General features: G+C 37.8%; 13 protein-coding genes. 11 read left to right on the forward strand and 2 right to left on the reverse strand.

Annotated elements, in window-relative coordinates; all coding sequences use genetic code 11:
- Window positions 1–27: 27 nt before the first annotated feature.
- On the reverse strand, window positions 28–1086 hold the full coding sequence (locus tag NSR00_RS00925; RefSeq protein ID WP_340786320.1) for a TRAP transporter substrate-binding protein: 1059 nt from the start codon (window positions 1084–1086) through the stop codon (window positions 28–30).
- 163 nt (window positions 1087–1249) lie between these two features.
- The gene (locus NSR00_RS00930; protein ID WP_340786323.1) at window positions 1250–2263 is read right to left on the reverse strand and encodes a LacI family DNA-binding transcriptional regulator; all 1014 of its coding nucleotides are present in this window, start codon (window positions 2261–2263) and stop codon (window positions 1250–1252) included.
- Between the two features lie 503 nt (window positions 2264–2766).
- Here NSR00_RS00930 and moaA point away from each other — a divergent pair.
- From moaA to NSR00_RS00985, 11 genes are all read left to right on the forward strand, one after another.
- Window positions 2767–3786 carry a GTP 3',8-cyclase MoaA gene (gene moaA / locus NSR00_RS00935; RefSeq protein ID WP_340786327.1) on the forward strand — a complete coding sequence of 340 codons (1020 nt, stop codon included), beginning with the start codon at window positions 2767–2769 and terminating at the stop codon, window positions 3784–3786.
- A gap of 148 nt (window positions 3787–3934) precedes the next feature.
- Window positions 3935–4687 (forward strand): response regulator transcription factor, encoded by a 753-nt coding sequence (locus NSR00_RS00940; RefSeq protein ID WP_340786330.1) that lies wholly within the window; start codon window positions 3935–3937, stop codon window positions 4685–4687.
- An 11-nt stretch (window positions 4688–4698) separates the two neighbouring features.
- On the forward strand, window positions 4699–5787 hold the full coding sequence (locus NSR00_RS00945; RefSeq protein ID WP_340786332.1) for an XdhC family protein: 1089 nt from the start codon (window positions 4699–4701) through the stop codon (window positions 5785–5787).
- A 40-nt stretch (window positions 5788–5827) separates the two neighbouring features.
- Entirely contained in the window at window positions 5828–6121 is a 294-nt protein-coding gene (locus NSR00_RS00950) for a hypothetical protein (RefSeq protein WP_340786334.1), read from the forward strand.
- A 186-nt stretch (window positions 6122–6307) separates the two neighbouring features.
- On the forward strand, window positions 6308–8725 hold the full coding sequence (locus NSR00_RS00955) for a xanthine dehydrogenase family protein molybdopterin-binding subunit (RefSeq protein WP_340786337.1): 2418 nt from the start codon (window positions 6308–6310) through the stop codon (window positions 8723–8725).
- The gene (locus NSR00_RS00960; protein ID WP_340786339.1) at window positions 8722–9177 is read left to right on the forward strand and encodes an SRPBCC family protein; all 456 of its coding nucleotides are present in this window, start codon (window positions 8722–8724) and stop codon (window positions 9175–9177) included. Before NSR00_RS00955 ends, NSR00_RS00960 begins: the two co-directional genes overlap by 4 nt.
- A 593-nt stretch (window positions 9178–9770) precedes the next feature.
- On the forward strand, window positions 9771–10658 hold the full coding sequence (locus NSR00_RS00965) for an FAD binding domain-containing protein (protein WP_066248256.1): 888 nt from the start codon (window positions 9771–9773) through the stop codon (window positions 10656–10658).
- Window positions 10645–11136, forward strand: a complete 492-nt coding sequence (locus tag NSR00_RS00970) for a (2Fe-2S)-binding protein (protein WP_340786343.1) — start codon at window positions 10645–10647, stop codon at window positions 11134–11136. Before NSR00_RS00965 ends, NSR00_RS00970 begins: the two co-directional genes overlap by 14 nt.
- A gap of 7 nt (window positions 11137–11143) precedes the next feature.
- The gene (locus tag NSR00_RS00975) at window positions 11144–12703 is read left to right on the forward strand and encodes a class I adenylate-forming enzyme family protein (RefSeq protein WP_340786345.1); all 1560 of its coding nucleotides are present in this window, start codon (window positions 11144–11146) and stop codon (window positions 12701–12703) included.
- 30 nt (window positions 12704–12733) lie between these two features.
- On the forward strand, window positions 12734–13522 hold the full coding sequence (locus NSR00_RS00980; RefSeq protein ID WP_117017502.1) for an enoyl-CoA hydratase/isomerase family protein: 789 nt from the start codon (window positions 12734–12736) through the stop codon (window positions 13520–13522).
- A 99-nt stretch (window positions 13523–13621) separates the two neighbouring features.
- Window positions 13622–14872, forward strand: a complete 1251-nt coding sequence (locus tag NSR00_RS00985; protein ID WP_340786351.1) for a benzoate/H(+) symporter BenE family transporter — start codon at window positions 13622–13624, stop codon at window positions 14870–14872.
- Window positions 14873–15125 lie beyond the last annotated feature (253 nt).

Consider the following 15125-nt stretch of genomic DNA (forward strand, 5'->3'; position numbering starts at 1 on the left):
AGATTTTATTATTCTTACAGAACAGAATTATTTGTTTACAGCTTCAACTACCTTTTTATAGAAATCACTACCATATTCCCCATCAAATTCATTATGAACGTCTTTTGTTGCTTCGATAAAAGGTTTAATGTCCGGACGGCTAATGGTTACTCCAGCTTCCTCTAACTTTTTAATTAAATCTTCCTCTTCTTCCGCACTAAGCTTTCTTTGAAAGTCTCGTGCTTCATTCGCTGCTTCCAGTACAGCTTTTTGCAATTCCGGAGAAAGTTCAGCCCAAACTTTTTCACTAATAGTTAAAACCATTGGTGAGTACATATGTCCAGTCAAGGAAACATAATCTTGAACCTCATAAAATTTATTGTTATATGTTAATGATAGGGGATTTTCTTGACCGACTACTGTCTTTTGCTCAAGCGCCGTATACAATTCACCAAAAGACATTGGTACAGGGTTTGCTCCAAAGGCCTTAAAAATCGCCATAGAAACGGGGCTTTGCGGAGTTCTTATCTTTAAACCCTTTAAATCATCTGGGGTTAAAATTTCATGTTTGGAGTTCGTCACATGTCGGAAACCGTTTTCAAAATAAGCTAAAACTCTTATCCCATGTTTTTCTGGGAGTTCTTCAACCATCTCAGAACCAATTTCTCCATCAAGTACCTTGTAAGCGGATTCGCGATCCAAGAAAATATACGGCATATTAACAACTTTTAATTTTGGAGCCATTGTCGTAAGAGGTTCAACTCCGATCATCCCCATATGGACATTTCCAGTTTTCATAAGGTTTACCAAGTCGTTATCATGTCCAATCGATCCATCTGAATAGATTTCAACCTTAATATTTCCGTTAGTTTTTTCTTCAATTAGTTCTTTAAATTTTTCAGACCCTTTATGGTATAAGGAATTAGTGGGAGTCCCATGACCTAATTTAAACACGATCGTATCCGTTTCCACATCTTTCGATACTTCATTATTAGTATCCTCTGCTCTATTTCCCACGTCCGGTGTTGAGGTAGATTGAGAACATCCAAATAAAATTGTGATTAAAAACATAACCATTAAAGTAAAAATAATTTTTTTCGTTTTCATTAATGAATCCCCCTTACCATTTTTGGTATAATGAATCGTAGCTTTATCCTTTTTCTTTTGGGCTTTTTCAAAAGAGCAACCCGCAATATAACAACAACTAGATACAAAGCTCTTTTGGGAAAGCCTTTTTTACATTCATTAATCACCTCCTTTATTATATTTTTTATCTTTTAGGGGGTTGGCAAGAATTGCGAATAACTAGTTGCGGTTCTAACTGTATAATTTGCGGTCTTCTTTTTCTTTTCCGTTTTATATTACTAATTAACAATGCTGCAGCTTTGACCCCCATTTCATATGCAGGTTGAGCGACTGTACTTAAGGGAGGATCCAACAAAGGAATCCACGGAAAATCATCATATCCAATAACTGATATGTCATCAGGTACTTTAAGACCGCATTTTTTAATCCCCGTAAGCACTTCTAAGTTTAACATTTCATTTGTTGCAAATATTGCTGTAGGTCTTTTTTGTAAAGATAATAATTCCTCTGTAGCCTTTATACCATTACCTCTCGATAGATTGCATATTTTAATTAAGGATTCATCAATGGCCATATTATTAGAAATTAAGGCTTGTTTGTATCCTTCCAATCTCTCAATTCTGGGGCTCCGATTACCAAGGGTATGCAAAACAATCCCTATCCGCCGATGCCCCTGATCAATAAGAAATTGAATTGCTTGCTTTACCCCCTCAACATTATTGACCACAACAGTATCTGCATTAATACCGCCAAGTGAACGATCAAGTAAAACAAAAGGAAATCTTTCACCTAATAGGCTCTTAAATAAATCTAAATTGCTCCCTGTAGTATTGACAATAACACCATCAACCTGTCGACTCCTTAACATAAGTAAATTATCCTTTTCAGTTTCTGGATCTTCATTTGAGCTACTCACCATAAGCCCATATCCATTTTTATTACATTCATCCTGAACACCTTTCAAAACTTCTGCCCAAAAGGGATTTGAAATATCTGAAAGAATAATCCCAATAACTTGTGTCTTTTTTTTCTTCAAACTTTGAGCTAGAGAGTTTGGAGTATAATTAAGTTCTTCTATAGCATTTAGAATCTTTTCTTTCATTTCTTCAGACATATATTCAAAATTTTCATTTAGCACACGTGATACTGAACTTTTAGAAACACCAGCTTTTTTAGCTACATCATCAATAGTTACCACTTGCTTAACCCCTTTTAAAACCGATTTCTGAAATCGGTTTCATTATTTTTATTATTAATCTTATTGAGAAGATAGCATATTTTTTTTAATTGTTCAAGATATTTCATTAAAAATATTTCATTAAAAATATGCAAGTTTTTTTACTTGCTGTAGTTTTTAATCATTGATAAGCTCTTTCTGGTCTTAGAATCTAAATTGATAAAAGGAAGTGCTTTTAATAGAAGCACAAATGTTGAGAATTATAAATTATGCGAAACGACCAACCGGATTACCGGGCGGTTTTTGTTTCTGATTGACGACAAAGTGCAACAGTAGTTATTTTTTCGTTTTATCTAAATAATCTGTAAGGAGTCCTCTTTGTTATACAAAATTTTATAGGGAAGAAAAAGGAGTGTCCTTTTGCCTTTCATGCAATATTTTTGAAACCGTTTTAATAATTTGATAGGATAACATTTATAATATCGATCATTTTTGAAAATCCTTATAAAGGAATGTGATAAAAAATGAAAAAGAACCAAGTCTTGGATCAGAGGCACCGCCCTTTGCGCGATTTGCGTATTTCTGTAACCGACCGATGCAATTTCCGGTGCACGTATTGTATGCCGAAAGAGATATTCGGAGACGATTATCAATTCCTTCCGAAGGATCACTTGTTGACGTTTGAAGAAATTGTCCGGCTCACGAAAATTTTTGTTGAGCTTGGCGTGAAGAAAATTAAGCTGACGGGAGGCGAACCGCTTCTTCGAAAGGATGTATATAAACTAATTGCCATGCTTTCAAAAATTGAAGGAATTCATGATATTGGTTTGACAACAAACGGCGTGTATTTAAAAAAGTATGGCTCAAAATTGTATGAAGCAGGTCTTCGCCGATTGAACATCAGCCTTGATGCAATTGATGACGATACGTTTCGCCGTCTAAATGGACGAAATATATCAGCAAAAACGGTCTTGGCAAATATTGATTATGCTGTATCGATCGGATTTTCGGTTAAAGTAAATATGGTTGTACAAAAAGGAGTAAATGATCACCAAATTTTGCCGATGACGGAATATTTTAAAAAAAAGGGGATTCCATTAAGATTTATTGAATTTATGGATGTAGGCAATACAAACGGCTGGAATATGAAAGATGTCTTGATAAAAAAAGATATTGTAAAGATGATTAGTTCTGTTTATTCCATTGAACCAATTGATGAAAACTACTTTGGAGAGGTAGCCAAGAGATATCGTCATCAAGACACAGGTTCAGAAATCGGATTTATTACATCAGTATCAGAACCATTTTGTTCAAGCTGTACGAGGGCGCGTATTTCATCAGACGGAAAGCTGTACACTTGTTTATATGCCCACGAAGGATTTGATTTACGGGATTTCATTCGTTCAGGAAAAAGTCCAGAAGAAATCAAAATGGCTATTGAACGTGTTTGGCAAAATCGTAAAGATCAATATTCTGTTGAACGTACAGAAAACAAAGGTATGTTGAACAAAAATAAAATTGAGATGTCATATATAGGAGGATAAACAATCGGCGTTTGGTGATGAAATGCTGATTGTTTTTTTTATTTTTTTTAGAAAATTCAAAAGAGAAAAAATCAAAATTGAAATCGCAAAATTTTTAAACCATTAAAATACATTTTTATCTAATATATAGAAACAAGGAGGGGAGCAATTGGCTGATGTATTAATTGTTGATAATGATAAATCTGCTCGGAAGGATTTAAAGTCAATTATTGAAGATAGTAAATTCAGCTTTCTTTCCATTTATGAAGCAAGTACATCTCAACGAGGTATGATCCTTTTAAAGCAAAATCGACCGACTATACTCATTGTGGATATCTCCTTGCCAGATATAGACGGTATCAAATTAGGGAGATCAGCGTTAGAGCTGTATCCAGATTTGCCCGTGATTGTTGTGACTCAGTTAAAAATGTTCGAGTTTGTTCAGGAAGCGATCAACTCAGGTTTTTCAGCTTATTTGTTGAAACCGCTTTCCAAAAATGAACTGCTTGATACATTTGAGCGGATTTTGCCCCAAGGATTAAATAAAGAAATTAATCAAACCATCAATGGTAAAAGTCATTTTTCCTCTGACTTAAAAAATCCGATCGAAAGTGCCATTCAGTTTATTCAAATGAATTATGGTTATGCTCTTACTTTAAAAGAAGTGGCAAATCAAGTATATTTAAGTCCATCTTATTTCAGCCGATTGTTTAAAGAAGAAGTTGGTATGACATTTGTGGAATATTTATCGTTTGTTAGAGTTCAAAAAGCTAAAACGCTGCTTAGAGTTTCGAGTCTTCCGATTGAAATTATCGCTAACAATACCGGTTTTTCAAATGCAAGCTATTTTGCAACCGCTTTTAAAAAATTGGTTGGGAAGACGCCAAGAGAGTATCGGGAGCAGTTTCATTTTAAAGAATAGGAGGTGAAGTCGTGATTACGATTAAAAAGGAATTGGAACGCTGCAAAAAGGAAGGGTTATCAGGTGTTATTGGAACCATTATTTCTACAAAAGGATCTACCTACCAAAAGACAGGGGCAAAATGCTTCGTATCAGAAGATCGAAAGCTAACAGGTCTTTTAAGCGGAGGCTGCGTCGAAGCAGATATTGTAGAACATGCTGTAAAAGTGCTCGAAACGGGTAAGCCGGCAGTTCTCCACTATGATTTTTACGGAGAAGAGGATATTGTTTGGGGACTTGGTGTCGGCTGTAATGGGAAAATGAACATATTTTTACAACCATATCTGCCAAAAAAGCAGCCTGAAAGGACAGAAGTGATTGATCAATATTTTTCTCAATCCCTCCAAAAACAATTACACGCTGTCACGATCGTGAATGCGAAAGATGAAAATCTTCAAGGAAAAATGTGGATCCTAGACCCTTTGCAAAGTAATGACGACTCACTTATTACCGTTTCTGAAATTGCTCATGATTATCAAGATCGGAAAAACAATTTAAAAAATGAAATGGTTTATTTAGGTGGTGAAAAAGAATTGTACGTATATTATGAATCATTAAGTCCACCACCACACTTAAAGATTTTTGGCGCAGGTCCTGATGCCATTCCGCTTGTCAAAATGGCGAAAAGCTTGAAATGGATTGTGACTGTTCTTGATCATCGTCCTACTCATTGCAATGAAAATAATTTTCCTGATGCTGATTTTATCCAAGTTTATCCTAAAGGGTCTGTTCCTGACGTTTCGTTTAATGAAAACACATATGTCATTATAATGACACACAATTTTTTACACGATCAAGAAATATTAGAATCCATCATTCATTCAAATGCGGCTTACATTGGTCTATTAGGTCCGAAAAAAAGAACTGCCCAATTAATTGAAAGCAGCCAAACTCTGAAGGCTCATCCTTCTATTCAGCAAATTCATAGTCCTGTCGGTCTTGATATTGGAGCGAAAACACCGGAAGAAATTGCCTTTAGTATTTTGGCTGAAATTATGACGGTGTACAGAGGCGGAACAGGAAAGAAATTATCAGAGCTGGCGGCAATGGCTTATTCCTAAAAAAGATACATCAGTCATAAAGGTGAAAAAACATATTTTGTTGAGTGATATCAGCTGCAGTTTTTTCAAAGCGGATGGTCAAACACAATCTATTAATACCATCTATTGGAAAGGTATTAACCAAAATACCGTGGATGAAAGTAAAAAACCTCAGTTAAGCGGTATTGCTGCTGACTTAACTCTGAACGGAAGTTTCTATGAAATAAGTAAACCGATTGGTTTTAGGAGATATTACCAATCAATACTGATTACATTGCTAAAAATAAGATTAAAAAATGCATCTGACAAGACTGACACCGTAGTTGCGTTATTGTGCCGTGATTCAATGCTATGAAAGAAATGGGAACCTGTTTATTGTTCAAGCAAAATATCGAATTAAAAAGGTCATCCAGTTCTTTAAAGGGATGAGCCAAAAGGGCAAAAATTCGTAATGATATTTGTTTTGCTGCGATCGCAATATCCTCAAGTTGTTGAGTCACCACAAAATTATAAGAGATTTCTTCGGAAGGAGGTAAGTTAAATGAGTAAAGTGATTGGGAAAAGAGTGACGCGTGTTGAAGATGCTAGATTATTGACTGGTCAGGGAAAATATATTGATGACATCGGTACCCCGCCGAATACTGGTCATGTGGCTATTTTAAGAAGCCCTTATCCGCATGCCAAAATTGTGTCTATCGATTATTCGGAAGCCTTAGAAATTCCTGGAGTAAAGGGTGTTGTAACAGGTAAGGATGTACATCCTCTATTAAATCCTTTTAGTGTTGGGGTCAGTGCTCCAGTTCATTACTATCCAATTGCTATTGATAAAGTTCGTTATGTAGGTGAACCAGTAGCAGTTGTCGTGGCCAAAAACCGTTATATTGCGGAGGATGCGTTAGAAAAAATTAAGGTGAAATATGAAAATCTTGAACCAATTGTAGACATTGAACGTGCAATAGAAGATGGAGCACCTATTTTACATGAAAATGTTGGTTCAAATATTGCTAATCATCGAACATTTCACTATGGAGATGTAGAGAAGGCTTTTGAGAAAGCTGACAAAATCATCAAGCATCGTTTTCAATTTCCGAAATATTCTGCGACGCCAGTTGAAACATACGGCATTATTGCACAATACGATCATAGCTCTGATAGTTATACGGTTCACGCGAACTTTCACGGACCGTTTGTGCTTCATTCGATTATGGCAGGTGCATTAAAAATTCCAAGCAATCGGTTGCGAATTATCATACCAAAGGATATTGGCGGCAGTTATGGAATTAAGGCAGGAATATTCCCGTATATCGTTCTTTGTTCCGTTGTAAGCCGTCTCGTAGGCTGTCCAGTGAAATGGATCGAGGACAGGCAGGAGCATTTAGCAGCTAGTTCAAGCTGTACGGATCGCGTCACATATATAGAAGCGGCTGTAAAAGATGATGGGAAAATACTCGGATTAAAAATGAAAATGATTGACAATGTTGGTGCATATATTCGGGCACCAGAGCCGGCATGTTTGTACCGGAACCATGCTAATACAACAGGTGCCTATGATATTCCAAACTTAATGATTGATGCGTATGCCGTTATGACGAATAAATTGCCGACAGGGCTTATACGCGGATATGGGGGACAAGAAACGTATTTCCCTCTTGAACGGATCATGCAAATGATTGCGGATGAATTAAAATTAGAGCCAACTGAAGTGATTAAACGAAATTTAATTAAAAAAGAACAATTTCCATACAAAACGGCATCTGGTGGAGTGTATGATAGCGGCGACTATGAAAAAGCGTTTGACCTGCTGTTAAAAGTCGGAAAATATGATGAATTCCGAAAAAAACAAGCTGAAGCACGCAAGAAAGGAAAGCTTCTAGGTGTTGGTCTTGCTGTGATCGTTGAACCATCTGGTTCAAATATGGGTTACATTACGATCGCCTTAACCCCAGAGGAAAGAAAAGCAGGATTGCCGAAATCAGGTTGTTCAGAAGCGGCGACGATTTCGATGGATCCGATGGGAAATGTGAATGTGCGCATTAGTACAACACCATCCGGACAAGGGCATGAAACGGTCGCTAGCCAAATCGTATCGGAAATTCTCGGAATTCCGCATGACAAAATTAATGTTGTAGCTGAACTTGATACAGCTACAAGTGCCTGGTCTATTGCTTCCGGAAGCTATTCGAGCCGGTTTGCGTCACTCGGATCAAGCGCTGTGTACTACGCAGCTCATAAGGTAAAAAATAAACTCATAAAAATTGCCGCACATTTTTTAAAAGTGAAGGAAGAAGATTTAACGATCGAAAACGGTAAGATCGTTTCCAAAACCGATCCATCTAAATCTATTTCTATAAAAAGGGTTGTTGGATCAGCCCATTGGAATCCACTTTCTTTACCAGAAGGGATGGAGCCTGGAATTTATGAAACAGCCTATTATACTGCCCAGGCTGAACCACCGGATGACCAGGACCTTATTAATTCATCGGTTACGTATGGATTTGTTGCTGATTTAGTGACAGTAGAAATTGATCCAGAGACGGGTGACATTCACATTCTTGATTATTTCACGGTCCACGATGCTGGAAAACTGTTAAATCCGCTTATTGTCGATGGACAAATACTAGGAGGTCTTGTCCATGGGCTTGGCGGTGCCATGTATGAAGAACTCGTCTACGATGAAAAAGGTCAGTTTTTAACTGGATCATTTATGGATTATTTATGTCCAACAGCACCTGAAGTACCAAATGTAACGATTAAACATATTGAGACGCCATCACCAATTACACCATTAGGCGCTAAAGGTCTTGGGGAAGGAAATACAATGAGTGCACCAGTTGTCATTGCAAATGCAGTAAATGATGCGTTGAAGCCATATGGTGTGACGATTGATTCATTACCTATAACGCCAAATAAAGTATGGAACATGTTGAATCAGTCTAAAAAACAGGAGGTTTCATCATGAACGGAAAAGGGAGCGTAACATTAAATGCAGGAATTGAAAAGGCATGGGAAGTGCTGCTTGACCCACTGGCATTAAAAAATTGCATTATGGGCTGTAAAAAATTAGAGCCTGTCGATGAAAACAAATATGAAGCGGAATTATCTATTGGAATTGCTGCTGTTAAAGGGAAATATGAATCAACCATTGAAATTGCTGATGTTCAAAAACCGAACCATTATAAGCTCATTGTAAAAGGGGAAGGCGGACCAGGAAGTGTTGAAGCAACAGGTGTTGTTGATCTTATTCCAATTGACGATAACAAGACGGAATTGAACTATACGTATGATGCGGAAGTTGGCGGTAAAGTGGCAATGGTTGGGCAAAGAATGCTAAATGGTGTAGCTAAATTAATCATTCAGGACTTCTTTAAAAAGTTTAATAAAGAACTAGCGAAAAGCGAACAATCTATTTAAATAGAGAAAATACTAGTCAAGCACAAAAATCAAAGGAATTGGAAATTCTAAACCTTCTGAATGGCTTTATCCAATTCTTTGAGCTGCTAGATCATACTGTGAGTGGACGCAATGAAAAGGTCGATTGAGTCTTCTGCACCGATAAGAAAATCTGGCTGCCTTTTGAATGGAGTTTGCTACATTTAGCATCAGTAAAGCGATTTTTGCCCTTTTCCTGAAAATAACCCCTTTCATGTAAGGATCTGTGGAAAGGACTATTCGGGATGTCCCCAGCCCACTTGTTGATCAATCACGAGAACTTGCTTTAATCCATGCTGTCTGGAAGCTGTCACATTCAGCATTGGTGGCCAGAGGGAACAAGATTGCGGGTTAGAAGCTCGAACAAGAGCTGGGAAAACAGACTTTATAAGGATTTCTCCCAATGATCCTTAATACCACTATCTAGGGGCATCACGAAAAGTCTACCCCTAAAATGGAACTTTTTCAGATAGTGCCAGTTAGCAACACTATCTGAAAAAGTTATCAAAGAGTCTAACTGGAAAATGCCTCTCTCTAAAGAGGATTCTAAAAATACTAAACGAGGAGGGGAGTATATGAAACCCGTAAAATTTGATTATTATTCCCCGAAAACAGTTGATGAAGCTTTAACACTTTTAGAAGAAGCAGGATTTGACGGGAAAATCATTGCCGGTGGTCAAAGTCTTGTACCAATAATGAACATGAGACTATCATCGCCAGAATGTTTAATTGACATTAATCAACTTCATGATTTGCAATTTATTGAGTTTGATAGCGACAAAGTTAAAATTGGTGCGTTGACACGGCAGGCGGAAGTTGAAAGATCAGATGTAGTTCAGAAGCATTTAGGGCTTCTAAGTGAAGCGGTTCCCTTTATTGGGCACGTTCAAACGAGAAATCGGGGAACATTTGGAGGAAGTCTTGTTCATGCTGACCCAACAGCTGAAATTCCTCTTTCATTGATGGCGCTCGGAGGGACACTTCATATTGCTTCTAAAGAAGAGGTGCGAGAAGTAAACGTCGAGGATTTCTTTATTACTTATTTAACAACTGACATAATGCCAAATGAGATGCTGACGGAAATACACATTCCTATAGAACAAGAAAGAAATGGATATTCATTTTATGAAATTTCTCGCCGCCACGGTGATTTTGCACTCGTTGCCTCTGCTTGTCAATTAACGATTGATCATTTAGATCGCATTACAAATGTAAGACTTGTATTAGGCGGTGTTGAAGCAACGCCATTGTTAATAGAAGGGGCAAACGAATGGATGAAAGGAGAGGTTTTATCTGACTCCCTTCTCCAAAAAGTCGAGGATATAGTGGATGAAATGGTAGATCCAGAGTCAGATATACACGCAACTGCTGAATATAGAAGACATCTTTCGAAAAAATTGGCAGTGCGTACGGTGAAATCAGCCTACGAACGAGCGAGGGGTGAAGCCAATGAGCGTTCATGAAATTGAAGTGACGATCAACGGGAAAAAGTATAAAGAACAAGTTGAGTCAAGATTGCTGTTAAGTGATTTTTTACGAGAAACGTGCGGTCTCACTGGCACGCATGTCGGCTGTGAACATGGTGTGTGCGGCGCTTGCACGATCCATTTAAATGGTTCAGCTGTTAGAAGCTGCCTCATATTTGCGGTTCAAGCGGATGGGCAGGAGATCACAACAGTAGAAGGTTTGGGAGAAGACGGTCAATTAACTCCATTACAAAAAAATTTCATTGAATGTCACGGCCTTCAGTGCGGGTTCTGTACACCTGGAATCTTAATGTCAGCAACTGACTATTTACAAAAAAATCCGAATCCTTCCGTTCAAGAAATAAAAGAAATGCTATCAGGACATTTATGCCGATGCACGGGTTATGTTGGAATTATAGAAGCAATTCAAAAAACAGTTGAAGAAAATAGTAATCATGCTCGGGTGGAAAGGTGATGATGATATGAACCTTGTAACTCTTTTTGAATTTGCTGTTGAGCGTCATCCAAATCGACTTGCTGTTGTAGAAGGAGACAGAAGGTATACGTACAGGCAATATCATAACGAAGTGGAGAAAGTCGCTGCTTCACTTCAAAAAATCGGCATTAAACAGCATGACCGCGTTATGATCCTTTTAAAAAATCGTCTTGAAAATACGGTGATTTATTGGGCTCTGCAAAAAATTGGAGCCGTTTACACTCCAATTAATTTTCGCCTTTCGGTGAAAGAAGTTGAGTATTGTGTCAATGATGCTGAGGCTGCTGCTGTCATATACGAAAGCGTAAGCCAGGAATCCGTTTTGAAAGCAAATCTTCAGCAAAAGCCAATACTGATTGGTCTTGGCGAAGTGGAAGGTGCTGATATCTACTATAATGAACTTGTTGAAAGAAGTCCTGGCAGCTTGGAAAAACCTACTATAGATGATAACGATGTCGCCCTCATGCTTTATACGTCCGGAACAACAGGAAAACCGAAAGGAGTTCCGCGAACGCACAAAAATGAATATAGTGCAGCGCTAGCCCATATTATCCAAAACCAATATCAAGACGGGGAAAGTACATTAGGGATAATGCCGCTTTATCACACAATGGGAATGCGCTCCCTTCTATCTATTATGTTTTTAAATGGAAAATATGTTATTCTGCCTGATTTTGATGCAAAGGAAGCGTTGGAATTAATAGAACGTGAAGAAATTACATGCCTTTACTTAGTCCCTACGTTATATCACGATATGTTAAATCACGCTGAATTTCATCATTTCGATTTGTCTAAGTTGAAAAAAATTGGTTATGCAGGCGCTTCCATGACAACAGCTTTAACAGAAAAATGTATTGAGATGTTAAAGCCTGAAGTGTTTGTGAACCATTTAGGCAGCACTGAAATTTATACATTTACGATCAATCCAAATGTGATGGAAAAGCCAGGATGTGCCGGCAAGCCAGGCTTTCATCAAAATATCCGCATTGTTAAGGCAGATCCTGATGGCCATGCAACTCCAGAGGATGTAGTGGAAAAAGGAGAACTGGGAGAAATTATTGTCAATATTGAATCACCAGAAAGCTTTAAAGGCTACTGGAATAGACCAGATGCTACAAAAAAAGCCATTCGGGATGGATGGTATTTTACTGGAGACCTTGGCAAATTAGATGAGGATGGAGATTTATATGTCGTCGGACGTGTCGATGATATGATTATTTCCGGCGGAGAAAATATACATCCTCTTGAAGTAGAAGATGTTTTAGCGAAGCATCCGAAAGTGCATGAAGTTGCTGTAATTGGTGAAGAAGATGAGCGCTGGGGCCAAGTTGTTTCTGCCTATGTCGTACCAAAAGATCCGTCACTTACCATACAGGAACTTGACGATTATTGTAAAAATAATACAAAACTTTCAAACTTTAAACGTCCAAGAAAATATGTATTTATTCAAGAAGTACCGAAAAGCCCTGTTGGGAAAATTCTCCGTCGTAAACTCAAAACGGGAGAATTTGAACTATATATAAATGAAAGTGAAAAAATCGTTTAATTTTTTCAAAAAAGAAAGGGGAACCAAAACATGGAAGCAGTAAAACAATATGATCACATTCGAGTTGAAAAAAATCCGGAAAAAAAGACGGCAACGATTGTTTTCGACCGTCCAGAAAAAATGAATTATATTAGCATGCTAGCTCGCTCGCAATTTCCAGAAATTTTTGATGAGTTAAATAAAGACGATGATGTTCGCGTCATTATTATTAAAGGTGAAGGAGATAAGGCATTTAGTGCAGGAGGGAATATCCCTGAATTTTTGGAAGTGCACCAAGAAGAATTATCACATCTTGCTGTAAACGTTGCAGCACCAGAACGTTCTCCAAAGCCTGTCATTGCTCAGCTTCAAGGCTATACGTTTGGAGTCGGTTTTGAAATTGCTATGGCATGTGATTTTCGAATTGCAGCAGACGACACATTATTAGCACTGCCTGAGATGAATCTTGGTATGATTCCGGGAAGCGGCGGAACACAAAGGGTGGCTAAAGCAGTAGGATTAACTCGCGCAAAAGACATGATTATGCGTGCAAGAAGAATTCCTGCTGAGGAAGCGTATCAATGGGGCCTTATTACAAAGGTTGTTCCAAAGGAAGAACTAGAAAGCGCTGTCAATTCACTCGTTGAAGAGCTTGTAAACTTCTCTCCGCTTGCATTAAAAGTATGTAAACAAGTGCTCAATGCAGCCGATGAAACACCGCTTAGTGCAGGAATTGAAATAGAAGGAAAAGCCTATGGATTGCTTCGCACTACAGAAGATTTCAAAGAAGGCGTCGAAGCATTTGTCCAAAAAAGAAAGCCGAATTTCACAGGAAAATAATATTGAAATACGAATTATTCGTGCTCCCCAACTATAGTTGAGGGAGCATATAAAAAATAGTTCATTTTCAGAAAATTCATAATAAAAAGGAGGTATATTATGAATACCGAACGAAAAGGATTTACGAAACATTTAAATATTAACACAGTGAGCGCTGGTACACTTGCCGCTATTTTCGGATGTACTGGTCCAGCTTTAATTATTATTGGTGGAGCAGCAGACGGTGGTTTAACACATGAGCAGACGATCTCGTGGCTCTTTGCTGTTTATTTCTTTGGTGGATTGTTGGGGATTTATTTGTCTTTAAAATATCGCCAGCCGATTGCAGGAGCTTACTCTATTCCAGGTGCAGTACTTGTTGCAGGTGCATTATCACAGTTTTCTTTAAATGAAATGGCGGGTGCTTATTTTGTGGCTGGTGTCATTGTCTTACTACTAGGAATTACTCGTACAATCGGAAAGATAATGAACTGGATACCCGTTCCGATCGTAATGGGGATGATTGTTGGGGCCATGATCCGGTTTGGAACCGGAATGATTACATCTATTGAAAAAGCCCCGTTGATCGCAGGGGTAGCAGTTCTCGTATACTTGCTATCAGTACGATTTATTAAAGTCATACCGCCAATTTTAACATCTTTCATTGTTTCTGTTATTTTAGTAGTAATCATGAACGAATTTCAAATTCAAGATCAGCAAAGTAGTTTTATTCTTCCACAAATTTTAATACCTTCATTTAGTCTTGAGGCAATAGTATCTGTTTCAATTCCGCTTGCTTTCTTAGTTATCGGAGCAGAAAATGCTCAAGCAACCGGTGTATTAATGGCTCAAGGATACAAGCCGCCTGTCAATGTTATGACAATAATAAGCGGAATTGGTGGGATGGTCACTTCTTTCTTTGGAGGACATAATGCAAATATTGCCGGTCCGATGACGGCCATTTGTGCTTCAGAGGAAGCGGGGAAAAATAAGGAAGGACGCTATGCATCTGTTGTGGTAAACGGTATTTTATTCAGTTTATTTGGATTACTTGCCGGCATCGTCGTACCGTTTGTAACGGCTCTACCATCTGTACTCGTTGGTACTATTGCTGGTCTAGCAATGATTAGCGTACTGGTGAACTCTTTGCAAAGTGCTTTTTCTGAATCTAAATTTCAAGTTGGAGCGTTTTTCGCATTAATCATTGGTATGTCGAATATTAGTTTTTTTAATATTAGTTCACCGTTTTGGGCATTAGTTGGAGGAGTGTTGGTTTCCTTGTTAATCGAACCTCATCATTTTCAAAAAGAACATGAGGATAATTTTGATCTTCCTGAGAAAATGGATCATTCCATTTCTGAAACATTTTAAGGTGTTCAAATTCAAAATGACACAAATTAAAATCGCTTTCTAAAAATCGTTTAGGTTCTGCCTAAAAGATTGTTGTTTTACTATTTCTTTTTGATTGTCCTAGATAGTCGCAAAGCAGCAAATCTTACGAAAACAGCCTTTAAAAACAACATACAGGATAGGAAAAAGGTCTGTTTTGAACAAGCCTATCGTACGATTGCTTTTAGACCTCCTTCTTAAAAATGTTCAAAAAGAAGGAGGTTAATTGATTTTA

Source organism: Aeribacillus sp. FSL K6-8394 (genome assembly GCF_038008865.1).
GTDB lineage: Bacteria > Bacillota > Bacilli > Bacillales > Aeribacillaceae > Aeribacillus > Aeribacillus composti.